Genomic DNA, 24,186 nt, shown 5'->3' with positions numbered 1-24,186 from the left:
CCATCCGCAGATTCGGTGTGCGAAATCAGTCGAGCAGCGCGTCGACGAACCCTTCGGCGGTGAACGGCGCCAGGTCGTCCGCGCCTTCGCCGAGGCCGATGAGCTTGACCGGCACCCCGAGTTCACGCTGGACGGCGACGACGATTCCGCCTTTCGCGGTGCCGTCGAGCTTGGTGAGCACGATCCCGGTGATGTCGACCGCCTCGGCGAAGACCTTCGCCTGCTGCATGCCGTTCTGACCGGTGGTCGCGTCGAGGACGAGGAGCACCTCGTCGATCTCGTGGCCCTCCCCCAGCGGTCGGGTGGCCACTCGTTTGACCTTGCCGAGTTCGTCCATGAGTCCGCGTTTGTTCTGCAGACGTCCGGCGGTGTCGATGAGGACGACGTCGGAACCGTCGGCCTGTCCCTTCTCGACGGCCGAGTAGGCCACCGAGGCGGGATCGGCACCTTCTTCCTTGCGCACGGTTTCGACGCCGACACGTTCACCCCATGTGGCCAGCTGTTCGGCCGCGGCGGCGCGGAAGGTGTCCGCGGCACCGAGCAGCACGGACTTGTCCTCAGCGACGAGCACGCGGGCGATCTTGCCCACCGTCGTCGTCTTCCCGGCACCGTTGACCCCGACGACGAGGATGACGGAGGGGTCACCGTCCTTGCCGGTATCGGCGAGCGAGCGGTCCATCGTCGGATCGACGAGTTTGATGAGCTCTTCGCGCAGCAGCCCGCGGACCTCTTCGGGATCCCGGGTGCCGAGCACCTTGACGCGTTCGCGCAGGCGGTCGACGAGCTCGGTCGTCGGTTCGACGCCGACGTCGGCGAGGATGAGCGTATCCTCGATCTCCTCCCATGCGGACTCGTCGAGGTTGTCACGGGAGAGGAGGTTGAGCAGTCCGCGTCCGAGCCCGCTGTTCGACTTCGCCAGGCGCTCGCGCAGGCGGACGAGGCGGCTGGCCGGTTCGGTGGGGACCTCGGAACCGCGCGCTTCGGCTTTGTCCTTCTCGACCGCCTCGGCGACGTCATCGATGCTCAGCTCACCGGTGACCTCCGCATCGATGCCGCGCCTGTCATCGAGGCCCTTCTTACGCGCATTGACGCGCAGCGAGATGCCCACGCCGACGACGAGAGCGAACACGATCGCCGCGACGATGAGCAAGATGATCGGCTGATCCATGGTTCTTCCGTCCTCCTTTGAGTGCCGCCGTTCGGGCCGCCGGCACTCGAGTTCCCGGACTCTTCCGGTGGTGTCAGTGTGTCGGTGAGCGCGCCGGAATCAGTCAGCGCGGTCTCCATTGTCGCGGGCCTCGACCGCTCGAGGCCGCATGGGTCTCAGGTCAGGAACCGCGGCTGCCGAAGAGCAGCCCGGCGGTGGTCTTCCACCCTGTTCCCGACTCGGGGATCTTCCAGTGGCGGGTGCGCGGGCGGACCGTGATGAGCGAGGGCGCGGCATGGCGTCGGGGCTGTGGCCGGAGCACATAGGAGTGATCGCGGATCGCGGTCACCGCCGCCTGTTCCCTAGTCGCCAGGTGCGAGGTGCCGTCATCGTGGCCGAAGAATTCGTGGACTTCGTCGTCGTAGCCGGTCCACTCGGGCGGCAGACGGAATCGCTGCACGTCGGAGGAGTATCGCAGGCGTCCTTCGGCGCGCAGGCCGGGCAGAGCCACGAGAAGGACGACGACGAGTGCCAGGGCGAAGGAGATCGCGAGTCCGACGATGACGACAAGTACCGAATTCATGCCCTCGAGCCACCTCGCAGTACAGCAGCCTCGGCCATGGACGTCCCGCTCCTCACGTTCTTCGAATACCTGTGTCTCGGCCCAAGTCTATAGTCCCCGGCCACGACTATTGTGCTCGCCCGCCGTACGGCAGTTGCAAAATTCCCTGGGACTGTCCTGGGCATCACCGTCAAACGGCCTTGTGCCCCAGCGGCGGGCCTGCCACCTCGGGCGGGCCGGCCGAAGAGCGGACTGCCGATCACGGAATCCGCTGCGATATGACTTTCGACACCCCGTCGCCGTGCATCGTCACTCCGTAGAGGGCATCGGCGATCTCCATCGTCCGCTTCTGGTGGGTGATGACGATGAGCTGCGAGGAGTCCTGCAGCTCCTTGAACACCGTGAGCAGGCGCGAGAGGTTGAGATCGTCGAGGGCCGCTTCGACCTCGTCCATGACGTAGAACGGGCTCGGCCGGGCCTTGAAGATCGCGACCAGCATGGCCACGGCCACCAGCGACCGCTCGCCTCCGGAGAGCAGAGACAGACGTTTGACCTTCTTGCCGGCCGGGCGGGCGTGCACGTCGACGCCGGTGGTGAGCATATCGTTCGGATCGGTCAGGCTCAAGGCGCCCTCACCGCCGGGGAAGAGACGGGAGAAGATGTCCTCGAACTCCCGCGCCGTATCCGCATAGGCTTCGGCGAAGACGCGTTCGACGTGCCGGTCGACCTCCTCGACGAGCTGCATGAGGTCCTTGCGGGAGGACTCGATGTCCGCGATCTGCTTCTCGAGGAACTGATGCCGTTCCTTCAGCGCCTCATACTCCTCTAGCGCGAGCGGATTGACCGTGCCGATGCGCTTGAGCTGCGACGCCGCCTGCTTCTGCCGCTTCTCCACCTCGGCGCGCACATACGGCCGGTCCTCGACGTCCTCCTCGAACGACGGAACGGGCAGATGCGGCCCGAATTCGTCGATGAGGCGGTCGATTCCCAGCCCCGTCTCCTCCTCCGATCGGTGCGCGATCTCCTCGAGCCGAAGTCGGAAACGCTCCTTCGCGAGTTCGGCTTCGGCCGCGGCGTCCTTGAGCTTCTGCAGCTGGGTTCGCGTCGATCCCAATTCCTCGCCGAGGCGGCCCTTCTCTTCGCGCAGACCGCCGCGTTCGTCGACGAGGACCTGGATCGCCTCACCGAGTTCGGCCACCGTGGAGGTGGCCAGCTCCGCGGCTTCGGCCGCGGTTTCGGCGATGAGCTGTACCGAGGCTGCCGCGCGCTTCTTCTTCGCGATCGTGCGCTGCGTCTGCTCCCGCGCCGCTTCTTCGGCCTTCGCTGCCCGCAGGAGGGAGTCCACCCGGTCGCTGAGGAACCGGGCCCGGTCGGCTGCCGACCGGTGGCTGATGCGGGCTTCGACGAGGTCTTCCGAAGCTTGGGCGACCTGTGCGCTGAGTTCGTCCCGAGCGGCGGTATCGACGACTTCGTCGACCTCGGCGGCTCCGGCCAGTGCTGCCGCGGCCGACTGAGAGTCGCGTTCGGCGGCGGCGAGGCGGGATTCGAGGTCGGTCGCGTTCTCCTGCGCGCGCTGCAGGCGCGTGCGAGCCACACCGATCTCACCGGTGATGCGCGAGACCTCTTCGGCCGCGGCCATGATCTTCGCGTCCGAGGAGTGGAGAGCGTCGAGGGCTGCGGCTGATTCCTCACGTGCCGCGGTCAGGCGCGGTTCGAGTTCGGTCAAGGAGGCGTCGAGCTTCCCTTCGCGGTCGTCGAGGTCGGCAATGAGGGAATGGGTGTCCTCGAGCGCGGTCTGTGAGGCCAGCCGTGTGCCCGATGCGGTGCGGGCCCGGCTGATGCGGGTCGTGGTGAGTACTTCACCGTGGACGGTGACGGCGGTGAGCTCAGGCCGGGCCGCGGTCAGTTCGATTCCGGTGCGCGCATCGGGGACGCAGACGACACCATGCAGGGCACGGGCCAGCAGAGAACGCAGTTCGGGGACGTCGCTGTCGACGACGTCGGAGAGCCATCGCAGGTCGTCCAGCGCAGGCAGCTCCGGCAGAGCGTCAAGGGTGCTCCCACCGCCCTTCCCTGCCGCTGGTTCGACTCCGGCGGGGATCGTCAGTGACACGTTCGTGTCCTCGCCGAGGTGGTCGAGCACTGCCAGCGCCGCTGCGCTGTCATCGACGATGACGCCGGAGACCGTCGTCGACAGGGCCGCGGCCGCGGCCATTTCGAACCCGTGGTCGACACTCAGTCTTTCGGTCACGGCCGTGCGCACTCCCGGCAGGTCCGCATTGACGATGTCTTCGAGGTCGGCTTCCAGGGCGGTGCCCAACGCCAGGGCCTCCGCGCGGGCCTTCGCCGAAGACAGTTCGGACGCGACCTGCGCCCGCTGCTCCTGCAGCTCAGTGCGTTCGGTCTCCAGCTTCTCGAGGCTCTCCTGCGCCGCCTCGTACGCGGAGTCGAGTTCGGTCTCACCGGCTTCGACGTCCTCGACACCGGTCTCGGCGGTTTCGAGTTCCCTGCTGCGTTCGGCGATGCGAGCGGTGACGGTGTCGATCTCTGCGCGGTTGGCTTCGATCCGGGATTTGAGGTCGGTGATCCGCTCGGCCGCCTGGGTCTGCTTCGACTGCAGCGCCGAGCGGTTCTTCACCGCTTCGGTGATGGCGATCTGTGCGGCCTTGACCTCGTCTTCGGCGGTGCGCAGGGCTTGGGTGAGCTCTTCCTTCCGCTGCCGGCTGGCCTCGAGTGCGTTCGTCTTCTCGGTCACGGCCGCCTCGGCGTCGGTGAGTTCGGAGCGGTTGCGTTCGGCCTGGGCGCGCAGCTCTTCGGGTGACTTCGCTTCCCTCTGCCCGAGGCTCGTGACCTCCGAGAGCAGGTGGGAGCGTTTGTCAGCGGCACGTTGGCTCAGTCCTTGGGCGCGCACGACTTGCGTCTGTGTCCGCGATTCGGCGGTGCGTTGGACGTCGAGTTCGCTGTCGAGTTCGGACAGCCGAGCCTCGATCTCCGACAGGCGCGCCTCCGCGCGGGTGCGGCGGTGGTCGAGTTCGGCGATGCGGTCGCTGTGGTCTTCGCCCTCGCTCGTCGAGGCCAGGGAGGACTGCATCCGCACGGCGTCGTCGGCGAGCAGCCTGGCGGTGGCGTCACGCAGCGTCGCCTGCACGGTCGCTGCCTTCGCGGCGGCTTCGGCCTGCCGTCCCAAGGGCCCCAGCTGCCGGTTGAGTTCGGTGCGCAGATCGGTGAGCCGGTCGAGGTTCGTCTGCAGTCCGGTGAGTTTGCGGACCGCTTTGTCCTTGCGGCGGCGATGCTTGAGCACCCCGGCGGCCTCTTCGATGAAGCTGCGCCTCTCCAGCGGGTCGGCGTGGAGGATCGCGTCGAGACGGCCCTGACCGACGATGACGTGCATCTCCTTGCCCAGGCCGGAATCGTTGAGCAGCTCTTGGATGTCGAGCAGCCTCGCCGGTGCCCCGTTGACGGCGTATTCGGATCCGCCGGTACGGAACAGGGTCCGCGAGATGGTCACCTCGGTGTAGTCGACGGGGATGGCTCCGTCGGTGTTGTCGATGGTCAGAGTCACCTCGGCGCGTCCCAGGGCCTGACGTTTCGAGGTTCCGGCGAAGATGACGTCGTCCATCTTTCCGCCGCGCAGATTCTTCGCACCCTGTTCGCCCATCACCCAGGACAGGGCATCGACGACATTGGACTTGCCCGAGCCGTTCGGTCCGACGACGCAGGTGATTCCCGGCTCGAATCGAAGGGTCGTCGCCGAGGCGAAGGACTTGAATCCCCGCAGTGTCAGGCTTTTGAGATGCATATTGGGCACCAGCATATCCGCAGGCGGCGGCGAGATCCCGAATCTTTTGGTAGAGTTTCTCCTCGTGCGTAGACGACTGCGCCGTTTTCCTCCGTAGCTCAGTTGGCAGAGCATTCGACTGTTAATCGAAGGGTCGCTGGTTCGAGCCCAGCCGGGGGAGCTGGAAGGGGCCCTGTCGTGCGCGGCAGGGCCCCTCACTATTCACCGCACCTGTGTGACGGTGAAGCACAGCGAAAGGCGACCGATGGTGGTCCGAGATGAGGGAATTCCGACCATCATCGCCCATGGTCTGTCATGATCATGTGTGAGAGGTGTTCGGGTGCACTCGGCTCGGATCCCTTCGGCCACCTGTCCGATGCAGTCCATTCAAGGAAGGAACGCCGAGGCGGCAGCCCGTTCTCATTCGTGTCACCGAGGACCCGCCCCCGATCGGCCCGATCACTATGAGCAGTGAACATACAAAGACTCAGGAGCTCATCGAGCACCTGAAGCATCCGACGACCGCGCTCCGGCCCTTCAAACGTGAGGGTCTGGACAAGGTGGTCTTCTTCGCGGCCGGCATCCTCGCCGTCGCATTCGTCGTCTGGGGCTTCGTCTCTCCCGACAGCCTCGGCAATGTTGCTGGCACGCTGCTGACCGGAGTGATGGACAACTTCGGCTGGCTCTTCGTCATCGCCGCGACGATCTTCACGATCTTCGTCATCGTCGTCGCCGTCAGCCGATTCGGACGGATCCCGCTGGGCAAGGACGATGAGAAGCCGGAGTTCAAGACCTCCTCGTGGATCGCGATGATGTTCGCCACGGGCATGGGCATCGGACTCGTGTTCTCCGCGGTCGGCGAGCCTCTCTTCTTCTACATGTCGCCTCCCCCGAACACCGTCGACGGCTCCACTGCCGAGGCGATGGGCACGTCCATGGGAACGACACTGTTCCACTGGACGCTCTACCCGTGGGCGATGTACGCCATCGTCGGTCTCGGCGTGGCTTACGGTTCGTTCCGTCTGGGACGCTCGCAGCTGTTCTCGTCGATGTTCACCCCGCTGTTCGGCGAACGCGCCGTCAATGGAATCGGCGGCAAGGTCATCAACATCCTCGCGATCCTCGCGACTCTGTTCGGTTCGGCCTGCTCGCTGGGTCTGGGTGCCATCCAGATCGGCGGCGGCATCGAGTCCGCAGGCATCATGTCCGAGGTCACTTCACCGGTGCTCGTCATCATCATCGCGATCCTCACGGCCGCATTCGTCGCCTCGGCGGTGTCGGGCGTGGAGAAGGGCATCCAGTGGCTGTCGAACATCAACATGGTGCTCGCCGTCATCGTCGCCCTCATCGTCTTCATCGGCGGTCCGACGCTGTTCATCCTCAACGTCATCCCCTCCTCGGTGGGTGCGTTCATCCAGGATCTGCCGCAGCTGGCTTCACGGACCGCTGCCGATGGGCAGGGTGTCAATGAGTGGCTGTCGTCGTGGACGGTCTTCTACTGGGCATGGTGGGTGTCATGGTCGCCCTTCGTCGGCCTGTTCATCGCGCGCATCTCGCGCGGTCGCACCGTCCGTCAGTTCGTCACCGGCGTGCTCATCGTCCCCTCCGTCGTCTCGACCATCTGGTTCGCGATCTTCGGCGGCGGTGCCATCGGCATCCAGGAACGCGCTGAACGCGGCGAGGGCACGGTCAAGGCATTGGCGAGCATCGTCGACGGAGAACCGGACATCAACATGGACACGGTTCTGTTCGACCTCCTCGGCGCTCTGCCGTTGCCGAACCTCATCGCGATCATCCTCATGATCGTCACGGTCATCCTCATCGCGATCTTCTTCGTCACCGGTGCGGACTCCGCATCGATCGTCATGGGCACGCTGTCGGCCAACGGCATGCAGGAGCCCGGCAAGGGCCTCGTGATCTTCTGGGGCACCGCGACCGGTGCCGTGGCTGCGGTGATGCTGTTGGCGGGAGGTTCCGATCCCGCCGAGGCGCTCGACGGACTGAAGAACATCACGATCGTCTCCGCCCTGCCGTTCGTCATCGTCATGCTGCTGCTGTGCGTGGCTGTGTGGAAGGACCTGTCGAAGGATCCGCTCATCATCCAGGAGCAGCTGGCCGCACACGTGCTCGAGACCTCGGTGGCCACCGCGGTCGACGAGTACGACGGCGAGATCTTCGGCCTCGAAACCTCGGAACTCCAGATCGAGGACGAGCCGGACGAGGACAAGGACACCTCCGAAAAGAACTAACCCCCAATTACTACCTGACGGCGGCCCAGCAACCTCGCGTGGAGTGGTCCCCAATAGTTGGACTGCTGTGGGGTCAGCATGAAGCAGTTGCCGGCTGTTCGGCTGTGGCGGTCTTGGTCCGATATTCCATCGGGGCAAGGCCGCCTAGTCGCATCGAGATCCTCTCAAAGTTATACCAATGAATGTACTCATCGATCGCTTTCTTCAGGTCCTCGATCGAGTCGAATTTCTGCAGATAGAACATCTCGGACTTCAACTGCCCGAAGAAATTCTCCGCCATCGCGTTATCCCAACAGTTTCCCTTCCGCGACATCGACGGGGTAGCACCGTGTTTGGCCAGGATCGCCGCCCACGACACGTGCTGGTACTGAAACCCCTGGTCCGTGTGCACCAACGGTTTCTGACCCGGCCGCAGCCCCTGACACGCATTCGTCAGTGACTCGTTCGTCAACGCCAGGTTCGGTGACATCGACATCGAGTACGACACCACACTGGTATCGAAGAGATCAATGATCGGCGACAGGTACAGTTTCTGATCCGCCACAGGAAATTCCGTGACGTCAGAAACCCATTTCTCATTCGGTTCATCTGCGGTGAATTCCCGGTTGAGGACGTTGCCGGCAACGCGGCCGATCGTGCCGCGGTGGGAGTTGTACCGCTTCCTGCGCACCTTGGTCTTGATGCCCATGTCCTGCATCAACCGCAGCACAGTCTTCTTCGCGATCGTGATGCCTTCTTTGACCAGGACTGCCCAAATCTTGCGGTGCCCGTAGCATTCGCGGCTGCCGGTGAAGATCTCCCGGATCCGGCCTCTCACCTGCACATACGGGTCAGGCTTCTGACCGAAGCGTTTCTGGTGATAGAAGAACGTCGACCGGGCCAAACCCGCAATTTGCAGCAACACGGGCAGAGGGTAGTTCGCCTTGAGACTGGCAACAATGCGTGCTTTTACAGCTGCCCGTTCTGCCTCAAGGCCTTCAGTTTTTTTAAGTACGCGTTCTCCGCTTCGGCCCGCAGCAGTCGGTCTTGTAACTGCCGGTACTCGGCCAGGCTGATGTCCTCGACACGAGCCTTCTTCGCCAACACGTCCGGCTTCGCCGGGACCTGTTCAGCATCCGGGTCCTGCCCGTTGTCGATCGCCCGCATCCGAGCTGTCTTCCCCTTACCCGATGCTTTGCGGGGGGTGAAGGCGTCCTCGCCTTTGTTCCGGTACTCCTTGGCCCAGTCCAGGATGGGACGCGATGATGCCAGGCCGAGTTCCTTGGCGAGTTCGACTTTGTGTTCGCCGTTTAAGTACCGTTTCGCGGTCGCGATCTTCGTCTCTTTAGGGATGCGGCGGCGTTGATACGGTTCCATGGCCCATATTGTTCCACGCACTAACCACCGGTCGTGGAGGAGTTTGAGTGTGGGTTTATGGACGTCGAGTTTCGTAGCGGTCGCGGCGTAACCCAGGCCCTGGCTAAAGAGTTCGATCGCGGCTTGAGCTTGGTCGTTGGTGATCAGACAGTCCTGACGCATGGAGTGGTCCCTTCAAGTTGGTTTGTGTTGATCACAGTCCAACTTTCGGGGACCACTCCAGCGCGAGGTTGCTGGGCCGCCGTCAGGTAGTTCTGAGGGAAAGGACGTCGATAGATGAACAGAGTCATCAGACGCGAGGGGAACATCTCGACATTCATCGGCTGGATGCTCGTCGTCATGGCGATTCTCGCGTTCATCACGGTGATCCTCCTGGCGATCTTCGCCGAACCATTCTTTCTCATTTTCCTCTTCACACCGGTCATCGCGCTCATCGGCGCGTGGGTGAATTTCCACATGGGTTCACGCGCCCGGTTGGAGATCACTCCTGAGGAGTTCATCTGGTGCGGCTTCACCGGCAGACCTCATCGGATCGCCTGGCGGGATCTCGACCGCATCCTCCTACCGGTTCCCGGTTCACGCTATCGGCTGGCTGCGGCAGCGCGCCTGCGAGACGGTCGGATCGTCGAAATCGACTCACTGTGGTTATCTCCGACGAACCCCGCGAATATTCTCTCCCCACCTGACCACACCGAGGCGCAACGCGCGCTCATCGACGGCCACAAAGCGTATCTTGCGAGGGCATTCTGACACTGACGTCTTGATACTGTGTTCGCATGCGGCACTGCTGACGGCGAGAGACGGAGGGCGAGACTGATGATCGTGATCGACAGCATCGAGGCGCTGCGTGAGCACACAGCCGACACACGTTGCGTTCTCGCCACCCCCGAAGACCGAGAGCTGACGGATGAGGCGGCCAATAGCCTCGACCTGACGGTGCACACCGCACATCCTGGGCCGAGGCGGCCGATGGCTGCGGTCGTCGACGACCAGATCAGCCTCGTGCTGCAGGTCCTCGACGAGGATCGTGCCCACCATGCGCTGCAGCTCCACGCCCGTGAGCGCGGCCTGCTCGTCATCGGTGAGAAGAAGGCCCTGGACTCCATCGCGGGAAAGATTCCTGCCGATGCCGGCGATACGTGGACCGTGCTCGTCGAGCTCATCCTCATCGTGGCGCGCCGCTGCGAAGAGGCACTCGACGAGATCGATGATCGGTGCCAAGAGCTCGAAGCACAGTCCGTGGGCTACGCGTCTTCACCGCGGCGGCGGACGATGGGGAGACTGCGAGCCGAGCTCTTCCGAATCGGTGAGACCCAGGCGGCCCAACAGAGGCTGCTGTCGAACGAGGAAGAACTCGCGCAGAGCCTCGGCGAGGACCATCAGCGGCTGCTCGCCCGTGCTTCAGCGGCGTTCGGGGCGAATCAGTCGATGACCACGCGACTGTATGCGATGCTCGGCGACATCCTCAACGAACAGGACTCCGTCGTGTCCGAACGGCTGACACTCGTGGCGACGATCTTCCTGCCGCTGACCCTGGCGACAGGGTTCTTCGGCATGAACTTCCAGTGGATGCTCGATCGTCTGGGCAGCCTGCCCGCGTTCATCGTCTTCGGCCTCGTCATCCCCGGCCTGCTCACGGTGGCGACCCTCGTCTTCATCCGCCGCCTGACGCGCACCTCCTGAGCCAGCCGAACCCGGTCTCGGCTACATCCCGAACAGCGCCGGAATGGCGATCGGGCCGGCACCGAACGCGGTGATGACCGCGGCCAGCACCAGCAGGAGCAGGTCGTATTCGGGACCGCCCGCCGAGGCCCAGTACTTCGAGTGCCATTTGAAGACGTGCAGGCTCGTCGTGATGAGCATGAGCACGACGACGCCGAGACCGGCCCATTGAGCGAGGACGCCGGTGCCGAATGAGACTGCGGCGGCGAGCTCGGCGATGGTGACGAACCATGCAGTCGGGACGTTGAGCCCATCCGCTTTGGCGAACCGCGGAATATCCTTGGCCTTGACCATGAACTCGCGGACGAAAGCCACCGTCAGAACCGCCCTGACGAGCAGGAGTACGATCCCTGCAGCGATCGTTGGAACCGTGAACATGAGCATTCCTCTCCGCCTGAGCGCCGAGGTGGCGACTTCTCGCCCGAGTCTACGCTTCACTGCGTTGCAGCCGGAGGTCTCGACAGCCTCTCCTGCCCGGCATCCCTCACCCTGAGTTGCATTTCACCGCGCTGCAGCGGTGCATAATGCCGCAGCCGGTGACCGATGGACCGTTGCCTGTAGGACTTGCGGCGAAGGCGAGGGACTGCGAGCAACGGTGCGGGATGCTCTCGGCAGCTGGAGTGCACCGTGCCGGAGACACGGAGGCCGGATCACCCCAGCGTCGTCACCGCCTACCTATACCGCGGGGGCTTCTGGCACACGGGACAGTAGTGGGTTCCGCGTCCGCCGACGGTGATCTTGACGATCTCGGTCCCGCAGCGCACACATTCCTGTCCCCCGCGCCCGTAGACGAGCAGGGCACGATCGAAGTATCCGGATTCGCCGTTGACGTTGACGTAGAGAGCGTCGAAGCTCGTCCCGCCCACGGCCAGGGCATCGCTCATCACCTTCGTCGCGGATTCGAGGACCGCGACGAGGCGGCTCTTCCGTGTCCGCGCGGGTGTCGCCAAAGGGTGGACTCCCGCCCGAAACAGGGCCTCATCTGCATAGATGTTCCCGATTCCGCTGACCAACGTCTGGTCGAGCAACGCTGCCTTGACCGCCGTGCGCTTCCTCGCAAGGTCCGAAACGACCCGTTCCGGATCGAATGCGGGCTCGAGCGGATCCGGGGCGATGTGAATCGCCGAGGCGGGGACGAGCCGTCCGTACCCGTGGACGAGAGGTTGGACGCCGATATGGCCGAAGATCCGTTGGTCGACGAAGCGCAGTTCTCGTGGCTGTCCTCCATCGTCCGAGAGGTGCAGAATCGCCCGTGTGTGGCGGTGGATCTCCTCGCCGTGCGAGTGGATGCGCAGCTGTCCGCTCATGCCCAGATGCACGAGGATGCCGAGTTCGGGCCTCGGCACAGATGAAGTGACCGAGTCCGCAGTGGAGAGATCAGTCCCCTCTCCCAGGCTCAGCCACATGAACTTCCCGCGCCGTTCGGCCCTCAGGATGTGCGCCCCGGTTACGGCCGAAACGAACCCGGAGACCGCGGACGGATCGATGCGCCGCTGGGACGTCGTGCCCAAGATTCGGGGGTCGGCCACCTCGGCGCCGGTGATCGTGGTCCCGGCCGTCCATTCGTCGACGCCGCGACGGACGCTTTCGACCTCGGGAAGCTCAGGCATCAGTGACCCTCGATTCGATCAGGCATGCGCCCGTGAGCGCACAAAGAGACCACGGTGAGGCTCAGCGCCGGTAGTCCGGGTAGATGGTGCGGATGGCTTTGACGGCCACCTCGGCGGCCGCGGCTTCGGCGGCCTTCTTCGAGGATCCGTCGCCGGCGCCCCAGTTGTTCGCCCCGAGCATTGCGGTGGCGGTGAAGACCATCGCATGGTCGGGACCCGCCGAGGTGATCTCGTAGCTCACTGCGCCGAGGTCGAGGTCGGCAGCGGCCTCCTGCAGGGTGGTCTTGAAGTCCATCCCGGCCCCGAGGTTGACCGCGTCGTCGAGCATTCCGTCGATGAGGCGGTGGACGAAGGCAAAGGCCTCTTCGCGTCCGCGGGAGACGAAGGTCGCGCCGATGAGGGCCTCGACCGTGTCGGCGAGGATCGAGTCTTTGTTCCGGCCTCCGGTCAGCTCCTCACCCTTGCCCAGCAGAATGTGCTCGCCGATGCCGTGTCGGCGGGCGATCGACGCGAGGGCACGCGTGTTGACGACGGCCGAACGCATCTTGGCCAGCTGGCCTTCGGGCAGATCCGGGTTGTCGTAGAACAGCGACTCGGTGGCGACGAGGCCCAGAACGGAGTCGCCGAGGAACTCGAGGCGCTCGTTGGTGGGGATGCCACCGGCCTCGAAGGCGAAGGAGCGGTGCGTGAGCGCGAGACGAAAAGTCTCGGGATCAATATCGATCCCGAGACTCTTCTTCAGTGCTGCTGTGGTGTCAGTGTCCACAGTCTCAGACGTCAGCGACCTTGCGGCCCTTGTACTCGAGGTACAGCGGGGTGCCGGCTGCGTCTTCGACGACCTTGGCCTGGTGGGGGCGCGAGTACACAACGCGACCGTTCTCCACAGTCTTGACCAGGTTCGGAGCCTTGGCCTTCCACTGCGAACGACGGTGGCGGGTGTTGCTGCGCGACAATTTACGCTTCGGAACAGCCACGTCTAGCTCTCTTTCTTCTCTTCCAACAGATTCTTCAATGATGCGAACGGCGATTCGGATTCGTCCTCGTCCACCTCGAGGTCCTCCCCCAGGGTGTAGCTGAACTCCTCGCTCTCATCCCGTGAGGGATTGAACGGCAGAGCCATCACGACGGCGTCTCTGATCGCGGGCTCGAGGTCGAGCTGATCCCGGTCGATGACGTAGGAGTCCTCGTCCCCTTCGGCCTGCTCATAGACGTACATCTCCTGGATGTCCACATCTATAGGCAGCTCGATGGGTTCGAGCGTCCTTGCGTCTTCGCCGCGGGCCGTCGCCGAGACTGTGCCCGACACGTAGATCCCCTCCGACACACTCTCGAACATCAGCTCGAGCGTCAGTGGTGAACCTTCCGCAACCCCGATCACTTCGATCTTGAGATCCGCTGGAGCCGACAAGGTGGTGTTCACCCGTTCCCACTCACCCGGATGACCGAGCAATCCCATGGATCTGAGATCATAGACGAATTCAGATCTGTTCTTCATGCCCTGTCCTCCTGGTGCGTTTGAGGATGTCGCTCCTGCGTTCACACGCGACTCACCATTCTAATCATTGTCAGCGGCCATTACCAATCGGGTCCGTCCCGCCGCGCAGGTGTTCCTGCTCACCATTTCTCGTGCTGGTTGCGCCAGGTGACGCCGCCGGCCAGGAGGAGCAGTGCGCCGGAGATCGTGAACACGATCCCGGAACCGGCGATGACCGTGAGCGCCGAGGCGGCCGATGGGATCGCGACCTGGCTGAGCCGGTTGCCCGCCAAGCGGATCGACAGCACCGCGGCCCGGTTCGCCGGATCCGAGAGCGTCGACACCCAGGTCATCGTCAGCGGCTGGGTGAGACCGAAGCAGAAGCCCGCGATCGTGAGCAGGATCGCCAGCGTCCACGGTTGGCTGAGCACGGGAATGAGGACCACACAGAGCCCAGCCGCCGCCGAGGCGGTCCACAGCAGGGAGAGATTCCGCCATTTCCGCGTGAGGAAACCGATGAAGAGCCGGGAGATCACCGAGGCGAAGGTCCGTGCCGCGAGCAGCCACGTCACCGTCGTCACCGACAGTCCGTTCTGCTGACCGATGAGCGGCAGATAGGCGGTCATCAGATCCACGGCGGCGAGCGTGGCCATGGAGGCGAAGATCGCGGGCTTCATCCCCCTCACCGACAGCAGAGCCAACGGGGCGATGGCGCCTTCGGCCGCCTCGGCGCGGGAGACGTGAGGGGTCCGGCCGCGGAGCATGACGATGACGGCGGCGATGAGGGTCAGCGCTGACAGTGCGGTCATGAACCACAGCGCGTTCGTGATCGCGGTATCACCTGTGGTGGCGTCGGCGACAATGCCGGCCAGGGGCAGGCCGATGGTCTGTCCGATCGAGACCCCGAGGGTGAGGTGGCCGAACTTCGCGGTGAGCTTCGAAGCGGGGAAGCTCTGCGGGATGAGCGCCTGGGAGGCGACCGTGGTGAGCAGCTGGCCGAAGCCCAGGCTCATCGTGGCGATGAGGAGCACGCCGAGGTTGGGAGCGGTGGCCGCGAGCGCGACGGGCAGGATCGACAGAGCGGTGCCGACCCACAGCACCGCCGTGGCGTACCCGCGGTCGACGAGGCGGCCGACGAAGAGCGCGGTGAGCAGTGGGACGAGTGAGTACACCGCGGTCATGAGACCGAGGACGACTCCTGATCCGCCGAGCTCCAGAGTGCGGTAGGAGATGAGGACGCGGACGCCGTTGTACGTCGCGTGCGCGATGACGGTGTGGATGACGAGGCCCGGGAACCAGGCCCTATTGGCAGGATCGGCGGCTGCGCTCATCCCTCAGACGACGCTGTCGTCGTTCGCGGCCGCGGGTCCGCGGCCGCCCAATGCCTCCAGCACCGAGGTGGGGACGAGGCCTTCGATGTTCCCGCCGCCTCCGTGGACTTCCTTGATAAGTGAGGAGGAGACGTGTTCGAACTTCGGGTCACCGGGGACGAAGATCGTTTCGAGTTCGGACAGGTGCTTGTTCATCAGCGCCATCGGCAGTTCGTAGGCGAAGTCGGTGCCCGACCGCAGGCCCTTGACGACGGCGGGGGCGCCGATTCTCGTGCAGTAGTCGACGAGGAGGCCCCCGGAGACGAGGTCGATCGTGATGTTCTGCGCTTCCCGGGCGCGTACATCTTCGGCCAGGGACCGGCGGATGAGGTCGGCACGGATCTCCGGGTCGAAGCGACCGGATTTCGAAGGATTGTGGACCACTGCCACGACGACCTCTTCGAACATCCGAGAGCTGCGGGCGATGATATCGAGATGACCCATGGTGATCGGGTCATAGGAACCGGGGCAGACGACCTTCATGCCCTCATCGTATCGTCTGCCCCGATCAGAGGCGGGCAGATCCGTGTGACGGACACGTAAGGTCGCGACCGTCAGTGCGTCTGTTCCCGCAGTCGCAGCCACTGGTCGTCGGCGGAAGTCTCAGCGTCGGTGCCTTTGACCACCTGCCCGTCGAAATCATCAACCGGTCCGTGCAGGCGGGAGGCCGCCTCGGCCATGATCCGGGCGACGATGGCAAGGGAGCGGGGTTCGTCACCGGCGGCGACCGCCTCGGCGAGGTTCCTGTGACTGTCCAGGACATCGCATCGGACCTCATAGCCGCGCTTGTCCGACAGCGACAGCAGCCGGGTGTGGACCATCGAGACCTTCATGAGGTCGGTCAGCCGCGCCGATCCGGAGCACGCGACGATCGAATGGTGGAAGTTGAGGTCGGCGTCGCCGATCGTGCGCGCGACGTTGTCCTCGATGGCGTGCTCGAGCTCTCGCAGCGCCGTGCCGATCCGTGACGTGGACCGACCCTGCCTGATGACGAGCCTGACCGCCTGCGATTCGACCGCCTCGCGCACGGCATAGACGTCGTCGATATCGGCCGTGCGCATGCGTCTCACATGCACACCTCGTCCGGGAGCATGCGTCATCACGCCTTCGCTGATGAGGCGCTGCAGGGCCTCCCGCAGAGACGGCCGCGAAACCTCGAGCAGCTCAGCCGTGCGCACCTCGTTGATCGACTGCCCTGGCTCGAGCGAACCGGAGTAGATGGCATTGCGCAGCTGGTCCGCAATGAGGTCGATCGTCGAGGACCGGACCACTTTGCGCAGCACCGGCAGCTCGGAAGCAGGAGGATTCGTCACGGTCACGATCATATAACGTTGTCAGACAGTGTGACATTCGGACAACATGAGTATTGAATACTGTTTCAGAGACGCACGTCACGATGATGTGTCGACGTTCAAGGAAGGAACAGCACATGAAACTCAAAGGACTGGCCGCCGCGACATCGATCCTCGCGCTGACGCTGACCCTCGGTGCCTGCGGCGGAAGCGACTCCGACAAATCCACCCTGCAGAAGGCCGTCGACGACGGAAAGATCACTGTCGGCTTCGCCGGTGAAGCCCCGTACAGCTTCGAAGAGGGCGGTGAACTCCAGGGAGCATCGGTGGCACTGGCCAAGGCCGTGTTCAAGGAGCTCGGCGTCGACGACGTCGAAGGCGTCAACACCGAATTCGGCTCGCTCATCCCCGGCCTCAACGCCGATCGCTTCGATGCGATCTCGGCCGGCATGTCGATCCTGCCCGACCGCTGCGAACAGGCCGCCTTCGGTGATCCCGAGTTCATGTACACCACTGCCCTGATGACCAAGGAGGGCAAGCTCGACGGGATGAAGAACCTCGAGGACGTCAAGGAGAAGGGCGTCAAGCTCGCCACCATGACCGGCGCCATCGAGTCCGACTACGCCAAGGACCTCGGCATCAAGACCCAGCAGGTCGGCACCCCGCAGGACGGCATGGACGCTGTGACCACCGGTCGCGCCGACGTCTTCGCGCTCACCGCAATCTCGCTCAACTGGATGGAGAAGAACACCGAGGATTCCGGGGTCGAGGTCAGCGATTCCTTCGTCCAGGAGATCGACGGAGTCCCACAGGTGGGAGCCGGCGCCACGGTCTTCCGCACAGATGACAAGGAACTGCGCGACGAATGGAACAAGGGCCTCGAGAAGATCGTCTCCGATGAGAAGTCGTACCTCGACGTCGTCGGCGACTACGGCTTCACGAAGGAAGAGCGCCCCGACGGTTCGATCACCACCGATCAGCTGTGCAAGGGCGAACTTCCCACCGCTGACTCCTGAGTCGGCGCTGTAGTCACGCACCATGAATGACAATGTCACAACGTTGCTGAACTTCCTCCCACAGCTGTGGGAGGGAGTTCAGACAACCATCATCCTCACGGTCGCCGGCAGCATCGGCGCCGTCATCATCGCACTCATCCTCGGACTGACGATGACCTCGCCGAGCGCCTGGCTGCGCATTCCGGCTCGCATCGTCGTCGAATTCTTCCGCGGCACCTCTCTGCTCGTGCAGCTGTTCTGGCTGTTCTACGTGCTCCCGCTCCTCGGCGTCGATTTCGACCCCATGTCCTGCGGTGTCGCCGCTCTGGCGCTCAACTACGGAGCCTATTCCGCCGAGGTGGTCCGGTCCTCGATCAAGACCGTGGCACCCGGTCAGTGGGAAGCCGCCATCGCGCTCAGCCTCTCCCCCACCCGTCGGATGATCCGCGTGATCTTCCCACAGGCCTGGGCACTGATGATCCCGTCCCTGGCGACGCTGCTCATCCAGCTGCTCAAAGGCACGGCGGTCGTCTCCTTCATCACGCTCTCCGACCTCACAGACAAAACCGAACAGCTGCGTCAGTCGACCGGTGACACGATGTTCGCCTATTCGATCAGCCTCCTCATCTACTTCGCACTTGCATGGCTGCTCCAGGAGTTCATGAACTTCCTCGAACGCAGAGCGACGAAAGCTCTCGGCCGCCGTCGCCCGAACTCTCGCACCGATCGCCGTGCGGCCAGGCGTGCAGCCCGTGCCGACGCCGTGCGTGCGAAGGGAGGTGACCTCTGATGTGGAATTGGGAATTCGCCGCCGAGGCACTGCCGATCCTGCTGCGCGGTTTCGTCAACACTCTCATCGCCACGGTCGTGGGCACCGCCATCGCCGTCGTTCTCGGACTCATCCTCGCCGTCGCCATCCGCGGCCTCCCACGGTGGATCAACTGGCTCGTCCGGCTCATCGTCGCGTTCATCCGCAACACCCCGCTGGTCGTCCAGCTGCTGTTCGTCTACTACGCGTTCGCGGATATTCCGGGACTCGTCGATGTGCCCGCTCTGGTGATCGGCTTCATCGTCATCGGCATCCACTATTCGACGTACATGTCCGAAAGCTACCGCGCCGGAATCGATGCCGTGCCGCCGGGACAGTTCGAGGCTGCCACCGCGCTGTCGCTGCCGCCGGTGCGCACGTTCACCGCGATCGTGCTGCCGCAGGCGCTGCGGGCAACCATCCCGTCGCTGGGCAACTACGCTGTCGCGATGTTCAAGGACACTCCGTTCCTGTTCGCGATCTCCGTCGTCGAACTCGTCACTGCTGCGAAGGAATTCGGCGGTTCGACCTTCGCCTACACGGAAGCCTTCACCCTGGCCGGAATCATCTTCCTCGCCGCCAGCTACCCGACCTCACTGCTCATTCAGAGATTGGATCGACGCCTTGCCAAGTACTGAGAACACCCCAGCCAATTCCTCCACTCCCGGCGCAGGCACACCGGCGATCGAGTTCAGGGATGTGGAAAAGAGCTTCGGGCCGACCACCGTGCTCAAGGACCTCAACTTCACGGTGGCTCCCGGCGAACGCGTCACCCTCATCGGGCCCAGCGGTTCGGGCAAGACAACGATCCTGCGCCTGGTGATGACGCTCGAGGAGCTCACCGGCGGATATATCTTCGTCGACGGTCAGCCGCTGACGCACGAGGACCGCGGCGGCAAACGCGTGGAACTGCCGAAGAAGCGCACGCGTGAGATGACCACGCGCATCGGCATGGTCTTCCAGCAGTTCAACCTGTTCCCGAACATGACCGTGCTCGAGAACATCATCGAAGCCCCCGTCCATGTGCTCGGCAAGTCCAAGGTCGAAGCCACCAAGGAAGCCAAGGAGCTGCTCGAACGGGTGGGACTGGCCGACAAGGCCGACGCTCACCCGACTCGTCTCTCCGGCGGTCAGCAGCAGCGCGTGGCGATCGCCCGAGCACTGGCAATGAACCCGGAGATCCTCCTCCTCGACGAGGTCACCTCGGCGCTTGACCCCGAGCTCGTCGGGGACGTGCTCGGAGTGCTGCGCGATATCGCCGAGACCACGGACATCACGATGCTGCTGGTCACACACGAGATGCAGTTCGCCCGCGACGTCTCTCACCGCGTGATGATGTTCGACGGCGGTCAGGTGCTCGAAGAGGGTCCGCCGGATCAGATCTTCAACAATCCGCAGCACGAGCGCACGCGCAAATTCCTCTCCAGCGTGCTCTAATCCTCTGCGGCGCTCACTTCGTCCGGCTCTGCGACGAGCTGGACGAAGTGGATCGCGGTCTCGCCGAAGGTCTTCGCCCGAAATACCTCCAGCCCGTCGGGCATCGTCGGCTCCGGCGAACGCGCGGCACGTTCGACGACGACGATGGACTCCATGTCCAGGTGTGTGCTCAGCCGTCTGAGGATCTGCGTGACAGCGTCCTCTCCCAGCGGGTATGGCGGATCCATGAACACGAGGTCGAAGACACGTGACTCCGGATTCTCCGGTCCGGGCAGTCCGGCGAGAAAGTGGAGCACGTCCCCGGTGTGGACCTCGGCCGAATGGTCGAGACCGAGCTTGTCCGCATTGGATTCCAGAGCGCGAGTCGCAGCCAGGGATGAATCGACGAAGTCGACTTGTGCTGCGCCCCGCGACATCGCCTCGAATCCGAGTCCACCGGAACCGGCGAAGAGGTCGAGGACGTTCGCTGCAGGCAGCACCCCGTAGCCGTCGAGCATGGAGAACAGGGACTCCTTGACGCGGTCGGACGTCGGTCGGGTGTTCGCCCCCGACGGTGACGACAGTCTGGCGCCCTTATGTGCGCCGGCGATGATTCTCATATCTGCTCCCTCAGCCTGCCTCGATGAAGTGGGCGTCGTCCTCGGGCAGGACGCGCCTGATGAAGGCCTTGAGCGCGGGCACCGCTTCCAGTGTCGGGTCGACCGCGACGATCTGCTCAGCGATCGTCTTCGCTTCGGCGACCATCTCGGAGTCGCGGAGGATCGACAGATGCCGCAGCGACGACCCACCCCATTGGGAGCCGCTGAGCACATCGCCTTCGCCTCGGGCGTCGAGATCGTATTCGGCCAGAGCGAAGCCGTCGAGCGTCTCGGCCACGGCCTGCAGCCGTCCATAGCTCTCATCCTCAGCACTCATCTCGGTGAGCAGGAAGCACAGGGCCGAGCTGCCGTCACGTCCGACGCGTCCGCGCAGCTGGTGCAGCTGTGCGACACCGAAGTTCTCGGCTTCGATGATGACCATCATCGTCGCCCTCGCTACGTCGACGCCGACCTCGATGACCGTCGTCGAGACGAGGATCTCGATGTCGCCTTTGACGAAGTCCGCGAGCACCCGGTCCTTCTCCGCCGTCGACATCCGCCCATGCAGCAGACCGAACTTCAGACCAGCCAGTTCCGGGGTCTCAGACAGCTTCCGTGTGATGTCTTCGATGCCCTGCTTCTGTCCGACTACGTCCCCGGACTCCGGATCTTCGATATCCGTCGGTTCGATTCGCGGGAAGACGACGAAGACCCCCTTCTCAGCCTCGACGGTCTGCCGCATGAGCTCCCGAACCCGGACGTACCAGGCAGGTTGGTCGACGATCGGCACCACATGGGTGGCGATGTCCTTCGGCCCCGCCGGCATCTCGTCGAGCGTCGAGATATCGAGGTCGGCGAAGACCGTCATCGCCACTGTGCGCGGGATCGGCGTCGCCGACATCACGAGAGTATGCGGGGTGGTGTCCCCGCCCTTCGCACGCAGCGCTTCCCGCTGTTCGACACCGAAGCGGTGCTGTTCGTCGACGACGATGAGACCGAGATCTGAGAACATCGTCGACTCCGACAGCAGCGCATGCGTGCCGACGACGATGTCGATGTTCCCGGCGACGAGGTCGAGGGCGAGTTCGCGACGGTCCTTCGCCGGCATCGACCCGGTCATCAGCGCCACCGTCACCTGGTCGTCGTCAGCCAGCAGCGGCGACAGCGCCATCTGCTCGTCGAGGAATGTCTGGATCGAATGGAAATGCTGAGTGGCGAGCACCTCGGTGGGGGCGAGCATGGCGGCCTGGGCACCGGAGTCGACCGCAGTGAGCATGGCCCGCAGTGCCACGAGGGTCTTACCGGAACCGACGTCACCGTGCAGGAGCCGGTGCATCGGCCGGTCTGCGGCCATGTCCTCAGCGATCTCCTCACCGACCCTGACCTGGGATGCGGTGAGGGTGAAGGGCAGGTCTTCGTCGAACCGGCGGCTCTTCGTCCCCTGCGTGAGCAGCGGCGTCGCCTTCTCGTCGGCCAGTTTCGCTTTGCGGGCGGCGAATTCGGTCTGCAGGGCGAGCGCCTCTTCCCATTTCCACCTCAGCCGGGCCCGTTCGACGTCCTCGATCTTCCGCGGTCGATGCATGTCTTCGAGAGCTGTGCGCAGGTCCGGCAGCTCATGAGCGTCCCGCAGCCCCTTCGGCAGCGGATCCTCGAACTCCTCGGGCCCAGCGACGGTGAGCAGGGTCTTGATCGAACTCCACAGCCGGGACTGTGCGATCTTCTTCACAGCCGGGTAGATGGGGAACGGCGAGTTGAGGTCCTCGGGAGTCCACTCATGGTCATCCTCGGTGCGGTTGAGCCACACCGGAGACGCTAGCGTCAGCTGCCCGCGGAACGATTCCACCTTGCCGCCGAAGACGACGGTCAGTCCCGGCTTCAGCGACTTCTCCAACCAGTACTGGTTGAAGAACGCGATCTTCATCGACTGCTTCCCGTCATGGACGATGACTTCGGTGATGGTTCCTTTCCGCTGTTTCATCCGTCGCGTCTCCACCCGGATGACTTCGGCCTGGATGATCGCGGTTTCCCCCAGGGGCAGATCCCCGAGTTCCGTGCGCTCCCCGGGGACGAGGTAGCGCCGCGGGAAGAAGCGGAGCAGGTCGGTGACCGAATGCACCCCACGTTTGGCCAGGTTCTTCCGATCGCCCGGCCGGAAGTTGTCTTCGAGCCGGGTCGTCATTCGACCCCCATGATCACGAGCACTCCGGAGTCTCTGGCATCGATGTCCTGGAAGTGGACGGTCTCATGTGACTTCTGGATCCAGTCACGCAGGTGGTCGAGCACCTCCGGTGCGCAGTCGGGTCCGTGGACGACGGTGAGCAGCTCTCCCCCGGCACCGAGCAGCCGATCGGCGAGCTTCTCCACCAAGGTCCGCAGCTCCGTGCTCTGGGTCTTCGCGCGGCCTTCGATGAAGACCCGGTAGAACTGTGCCGGATGAGCCGCCACTGCCGTGCCCCCACCCGGACCGAGAGCCGTGCCCGACCCCAGACCGGCACCTGCCCTATCCCCGACGTGCTCATCGATCACCGGCAGCATCCCCGTCGGAGGGTCGGTGGCGAGCTGATCGGCCGAGTAGATCGTGCCCACCCTCGTGCCCGCGGCCGCTTCGGTCATATCGGCGAAGATCTCCCCCGCCGGGGCGAACGGATCGTAGACGGCCAGGGCCGAGAGCAGGGTGCCGACGTTGCGGGAGCGCACGACGTGCGCACCCAGCCCTGCCAGGGACTTCAGCGCCGAGGTGGAGCTGGGGATGACGATGACCTCCCGGTCTTCGGCGGCGATGAGTTCGGACATCGTCTCGAACAGGTCCCCCACCTCCGGAGTCAGCGCCGTAGCCCCGTTGAGCGCGGTGTGCATGAGCAGTCCCGTGCCCTTGACCAGGGCGATGAGCTTCGTCTCGCCCTCCTCCTCGTGCATCCGCAGGTCTTCCATATCGAGCCGGGCGATCCCGTATTCGCCGAGGCGGTCGATGACGGTCGCGGCGGTCGTTTCGTCGGCGACGTGGACGTGGACCTTGGCCGCGTTGATGACGATCGAGGTCCCGCCGAGGCGGTCGAGATCCTCGGCGAGCGAGTCCGCGGGGGTGTCGGCGAGGATGGCGACGATCTCGAGTTCGTCGGCGGTGGCTTCGTGGATGATCTTCGGGGCGCGGGCTACCTCGGCGAGCATCGAATCCTGCGGGGTACGGCCGGTGACGGTGGCGTAGAGGAGGTCGAAGAGTTCGACGATTCCCGTCGATCCGGCGTCGACGACCTCGGCTTCGCGCAGCACGGTGAGCTGTCCGGTGGTCTCCCGCAGGGCGGACCGGGAGCGTTCCCGCACTGCCGCGATGACATCGATCAGGGAGGCTCCGTCGTCGGCACGTTCGCGGGCCTCGGTGGCCATGGCGTCGAGGACGGTGAGCATGGTGCCGTCGACGGGTCGGGCGACGGCGGACCGAGCCCGGTCGGACGCGGTCTCCAGGGCGGTGGCCATGGCGTCGGCGGTGGCCACGGTGACTCCGGCCAGAGCATCGGCGACGCCCTGCAGAGCGACAGCGAGGATGAGCCCGGAATTGCCGCGCGCACCACGTCCGGCTCCGGCGGCCAGTGCCGCGACGACCTGTGGGAGGGTGACGGGGCCGGTGAGCTCTTCGACGGCGAGGTAGGCGGCGCGCAGAGTGTGGTACATGTTCGTGCCCGTGTCGCCGTCGGGGACGGGGAAGACGTTGAGCTCGTCGATCTCGGTGCGTTCCTTGCGCAGCCGGTCGACCGCACGGCGGGCCCAGCGGGCGGCCAGACGACCGTTGAGGCTGATGGCGTTGCTCATG

At 64.5% G+C, this 24,186-nt stretch carries 23 protein-coding genes and 1 tRNA gene; 8 read left to right on the top strand and 16 right to left on the bottom strand.

What is annotated here, in order from left to right; all coding sequences use genetic code 11:
• Positions 1 to 25: 25 nt before the first annotated feature.
• From ftsY to smc, 3 genes are all read right to left on the bottom strand, one after another.
• Positions 26 to 1,168 (bottom strand): signal recognition particle-docking protein FtsY, encoded by a 1,143-nt coding sequence (gene ftsY / locus ACU4IU_RS15280; protein ID WP_172171297.1) that lies wholly within the window; start codon positions 1,166 to 1,168, stop codon positions 26 to 28.
• 160 nt (positions 1,169 to 1,328) lie between these two features.
• Positions 1,329 to 1,730, bottom strand: coding sequence for a hypothetical protein (locus ACU4IU_RS15275; RefSeq protein ID WP_025777325.1), 402 nt, complete (start codon positions 1,728 to 1,730; stop codon positions 1,329 to 1,331).
• Between the two features lie 238 nt (positions 1,731 to 1,968).
• Positions 1,969 to 5,508 (bottom strand): chromosome segregation protein SMC, encoded by a 3,540-nt coding sequence (smc, locus tag ACU4IU_RS15270; protein WP_446657199.1) that lies wholly within the window; start codon positions 5,506 to 5,508, stop codon positions 1,969 to 1,971.
• Positions 5,509 to 5,595: 87 nt separating this feature from the next.
• On the opposite strand from smc, the gene ACU4IU_RS15265 reads away from it, so the two are divergent.
• Both ACU4IU_RS15265 and ACU4IU_RS15260 read left to right on the top strand, forming a co-directional pair.
• Positions 5,596 to 5,668, top strand: a tRNA-Asn gene (locus tag ACU4IU_RS15265).
• Positions 5,669 to 5,951: 283 nt separating this feature from the next.
• Entirely contained in the window at positions 5,952 to 7,736 is a 1,785-nt protein-coding gene (locus ACU4IU_RS15260; RefSeq protein WP_229664185.1) for a BCCT family transporter, read from the top strand.
• A 73-nt stretch (positions 7,737 to 7,809) separates the two neighbouring features.
• Here ACU4IU_RS15260 and ACU4IU_RS15255 read toward each other — a convergent pair whose 3' ends face one another.
• The gene (locus ACU4IU_RS15255) at positions 7,810 to 8,676 is read right to left on the bottom strand and encodes an IS3 family transposase (RefSeq protein WP_446657578.1); all 867 of its coding nucleotides are present in this window, start codon (positions 8,674 to 8,676) and stop codon (positions 7,810 to 7,812) included.
• Positions 8,677 to 8,684: 8 nt separating this feature from the next.
• Positions 8,685 to 9,254, bottom strand: a complete 570-nt coding sequence (locus ACU4IU_RS15250; RefSeq protein ID WP_446656052.1) for a helix-turn-helix domain-containing protein — start codon at positions 9,252 to 9,254, stop codon at positions 8,685 to 8,687.
• Between the two features lie 114 nt (positions 9,255 to 9,368).
• Between ACU4IU_RS15250 and ACU4IU_RS15245 the strand changes: the two genes are divergently transcribed.
• Together ACU4IU_RS15245 and ACU4IU_RS15240 are read left to right on the top strand one after the other, a co-directional pair.
• The gene (locus ACU4IU_RS15245) at positions 9,369 to 9,842 is read left to right on the top strand and encodes a hypothetical protein (protein ID WP_139468815.1); all 474 of its coding nucleotides are present in this window, start codon (positions 9,369 to 9,371) and stop codon (positions 9,840 to 9,842) included.
• 72 nt (positions 9,843 to 9,914) lie between these two features.
• Positions 9,915 to 10,775, top strand: coding sequence for a CorA family divalent cation transporter (locus ACU4IU_RS15240; RefSeq protein WP_180345616.1), 861 nt, complete (start codon positions 9,915 to 9,917; stop codon positions 10,773 to 10,775).
• Positions 10,776 to 10,796: 21 nt separating this feature from the next.
• Here the strand turns inward: ACU4IU_RS15240 and ACU4IU_RS15235 are convergent, their stop codons facing one another.
• From ACU4IU_RS15235 to ACU4IU_RS15200, 8 genes are all read right to left on the bottom strand, one after another.
• The gene (locus ACU4IU_RS15235; protein ID WP_139468817.1) at positions 10,797 to 11,192 is read right to left on the bottom strand and encodes a DoxX family protein; all 396 of its coding nucleotides are present in this window, start codon (positions 11,190 to 11,192) and stop codon (positions 10,797 to 10,799) included.
• A gap of 293 nt (positions 11,193 to 11,485) precedes the next feature.
• Complete coding sequence (gene mutM / locus ACU4IU_RS15230) at positions 11,486 to 12,424, bottom strand: bifunctional DNA-formamidopyrimidine glycosylase/DNA-(apurinic or apyrimidinic site) lyase (protein WP_446657198.1); 939 nt, start codon at positions 12,422 to 12,424, stop codon at positions 11,486 to 11,488.
• Positions 12,425 to 12,485: 61 nt separating this feature from the next.
• Positions 12,486 to 13,190: a ribonuclease III gene (gene rnc, locus ACU4IU_RS15225; protein ID WP_025777329.1), complete on the bottom strand. Its 705-nt coding sequence runs from the start codon at positions 13,188 to 13,190 to the stop codon at positions 12,486 to 12,488.
• A gap of 4 nt (positions 13,191 to 13,194) precedes the next feature.
• Positions 13,195 to 13,398, bottom strand: coding sequence for a 50S ribosomal protein L32 (gene rpmF / locus ACU4IU_RS15220; protein ID WP_025777330.1), 204 nt, complete (start codon positions 13,396 to 13,398; stop codon positions 13,195 to 13,197).
• Positions 13,399 to 13,400: 2 nt separating this feature from the next.
• Entirely contained in the window at positions 13,401 to 13,964 is a 564-nt protein-coding gene (locus tag ACU4IU_RS15215; protein ID WP_227492764.1) for a YceD family protein, read from the bottom strand.
• Positions 13,965 to 14,038: 74 nt separating this feature from the next.
• Positions 14,039 to 15,229 (bottom strand): MFS transporter, encoded by a 1,191-nt coding sequence (locus tag ACU4IU_RS15210; RefSeq protein ID WP_139468819.1) that lies wholly within the window; start codon positions 15,227 to 15,229, stop codon positions 14,039 to 14,041.
• A gap of 3 nt (positions 15,230 to 15,232) precedes the next feature.
• Positions 15,233 to 15,751, bottom strand: coding sequence for a pantetheine-phosphate adenylyltransferase (gene coaD / locus ACU4IU_RS15205; RefSeq protein WP_139468820.1), 519 nt, complete (start codon positions 15,749 to 15,751; stop codon positions 15,233 to 15,235).
• A gap of 71 nt (positions 15,752 to 15,822) precedes the next feature.
• Positions 15,823 to 16,581: a GntR family transcriptional regulator gene (locus tag ACU4IU_RS15200; protein WP_139468821.1), complete on the bottom strand. Its 759-nt coding sequence runs from the start codon at positions 16,579 to 16,581 to the stop codon at positions 15,823 to 15,825.
• A 116-nt stretch (positions 16,582 to 16,697) separates the two neighbouring features.
• Here ACU4IU_RS15200 and ehuB point away from each other — a divergent pair, with 116 nt between their 5' ends.
• The 4 genes from ehuB to ehuA are packed head-to-tail and all read left to right on the top strand — an operon-like array spanning position 16,698 to position 19,800.
• Positions 16,698 to 17,576 carry an ectoine/hydroxyectoine ABC transporter substrate-binding protein EhuB gene (ehuB, locus tag ACU4IU_RS15195; RefSeq protein ID WP_139468822.1) on the top strand — a complete coding sequence of 293 codons (879 nt, stop codon included), beginning with the start codon at positions 16,698 to 16,700 and terminating at the stop codon, positions 17,574 to 17,576.
• A 22-nt stretch (positions 17,577 to 17,598) separates the two neighbouring features.
• On the top strand, positions 17,599 to 18,345 hold the full coding sequence (gene ehuC / locus ACU4IU_RS15190; protein WP_139468823.1) for an ectoine/hydroxyectoine ABC transporter permease subunit EhuC: 747 nt from the start codon (positions 17,599 to 17,601) through the stop codon (positions 18,343 to 18,345).
• Complete coding sequence (ehuD, locus tag ACU4IU_RS15185; protein ID WP_139468824.1) at positions 18,345 to 19,001, top strand: ectoine/hydroxyectoine ABC transporter permease subunit EhuD; 657 nt, start codon at positions 18,345 to 18,347, stop codon at positions 18,999 to 19,001. Before ehuC ends, ehuD begins: the two co-directional genes overlap by 1 nt.
• Positions 18,988 to 19,800: an ectoine/hydroxyectoine ABC transporter ATP-binding protein EhuA gene (ehuA, locus tag ACU4IU_RS15180; protein ID WP_139468825.1), complete on the top strand. Its 813-nt coding sequence runs from the start codon at positions 18,988 to 18,990 to the stop codon at positions 19,798 to 19,800. The genes ehuD and ehuA overlap by 14 nt, the downstream gene beginning before the upstream one ends.
• Here the strand turns inward: ehuA and rsmD are convergent.
• From rsmD to ACU4IU_RS15165, 3 genes are read right to left on the bottom strand one after another with little or no spacing between them, the layout of a single operon-like run.
• The gene (gene rsmD, locus ACU4IU_RS15175) at positions 19,797 to 20,399 is read right to left on the bottom strand and encodes a 16S rRNA (guanine(966)-N(2))-methyltransferase RsmD (RefSeq protein WP_139468826.1); all 603 of its coding nucleotides are present in this window, start codon (positions 20,397 to 20,399) and stop codon (positions 19,797 to 19,799) included. The genes ehuA and rsmD overlap by 4 nt on opposite strands.
• A gap of 10 nt (positions 20,400 to 20,409) precedes the next feature.
• Positions 20,410 to 22,557, bottom strand: a complete 2,148-nt coding sequence (locus ACU4IU_RS15170) for an ATP-dependent DNA helicase RecG (protein WP_139468827.1) — start codon at positions 22,555 to 22,557, stop codon at positions 20,410 to 20,412.
• Positions 22,554 to 24,185 (bottom strand): DAK2 domain-containing protein, encoded by a 1,632-nt coding sequence (locus ACU4IU_RS15165; protein WP_139468828.1) that lies wholly within the window; start codon positions 24,183 to 24,185, stop codon positions 22,554 to 22,556. The genes ACU4IU_RS15170 and ACU4IU_RS15165 overlap by 4 nt, the downstream gene beginning before the upstream one ends.
• Between the last annotated feature and the right edge of the window lies 1 nt (position 24,186).

This window comes from Brevibacterium sp. CSND-B09 (assembly GCF_052906525.1).
The sequence above is the reverse complement of the archived record's forward strand: the minus strand, read 5'-3'. Positions and strand labels throughout refer to the sequence as shown.

Excerpts from the sequence above, each read along its gene's own strand:
- ftsY (WP_172171297.1), bottom strand. The coding sequence starts at position 1,168 with ATGGATCAGCCGATCATCTTGCTCATCGTCGCGGCGATCGTGTTCGCT.
- ACU4IU_RS15275 (WP_025777325.1), bottom strand. The coding sequence starts at position 1,730 with ATGAATTCGGTACTTGTCGTCATCGTCGGACTCGCGATCTCCTTCGCC.
- smc (WP_446657199.1), bottom strand. The coding sequence starts at position 5,508 with ATGCATCTCAAAAGCCTGACACTGCGGGGATTCAAGTCCTTCGCCTCG.
- ACU4IU_RS15260 (WP_229664185.1), top strand. The coding sequence starts at position 5,952 with ATGAGCAGTGAACATACAAAGACTCAGGAGCTCATCGAGCACCTGAAG.
- ACU4IU_RS15250 (WP_446656052.1), bottom strand. The coding sequence starts at position 9,254 with ATGCGTCAGGACTGTCTGATCACCAACGACCAAGCTCAAGCCGCGATC.
- ACU4IU_RS15245 (WP_139468815.1), top strand. The coding sequence starts at position 9,369 with ATGAACAGAGTCATCAGACGCGAGGGGAACATCTCGACATTCATCGGC.
- ACU4IU_RS15235 (WP_139468817.1), bottom strand. The coding sequence starts at position 11,192 with ATGTTCACGGTTCCAACGATCGCTGCAGGGATCGTACTCCTGCTCGTC.
- mutM (WP_446657198.1), bottom strand. The coding sequence starts at position 12,424 with ATGCCTGAGCTTCCCGAGGTCGAAAGCGTCCGTCGCGGCGTCGACGAA.
- ACU4IU_RS15210 (WP_139468819.1), bottom strand. The coding sequence starts at position 15,229 with ATGAGCGCAGCCGCCGATCCTGCCAATAGGGCCTGGTTCCCGGGCCTC.
- coaD (WP_139468820.1), bottom strand. The coding sequence starts at position 15,751 with ATGAAGGTCGTCTGCCCCGGTTCCTATGACCCGATCACCATGGGTCAT.
- ehuB (WP_139468822.1), top strand. The coding sequence starts at position 16,698 with ATGAAACTCAAAGGACTGGCCGCCGCGACATCGATCCTCGCGCTGACG.
- ehuC (WP_139468823.1), top strand. The coding sequence starts at position 17,599 with ATGAATGACAATGTCACAACGTTGCTGAACTTCCTCCCACAGCTGTGG.
- ehuD (WP_139468824.1), top strand. The coding sequence starts at position 18,345 with ATGTGGAATTGGGAATTCGCCGCCGAGGCACTGCCGATCCTGCTGCGC.
- rsmD (WP_139468826.1), bottom strand. The coding sequence starts at position 20,399 with ATGAGAATCATCGCCGGCGCACATAAGGGCGCCAGACTGTCGTCACCG.
- ACU4IU_RS15170 (WP_139468827.1), bottom strand. The coding sequence starts at position 22,557 with ATGACGACCCGGCTCGAAGACAACTTCCGGCCGGGCGATCGGAAGAAC.
- ACU4IU_RS15165 (WP_139468828.1), bottom strand. The coding sequence starts at position 24,185 with ATGAGCAACGCCATCAGCCTCAACGGTCGTCTGGCCGCCCGCTGGGCC.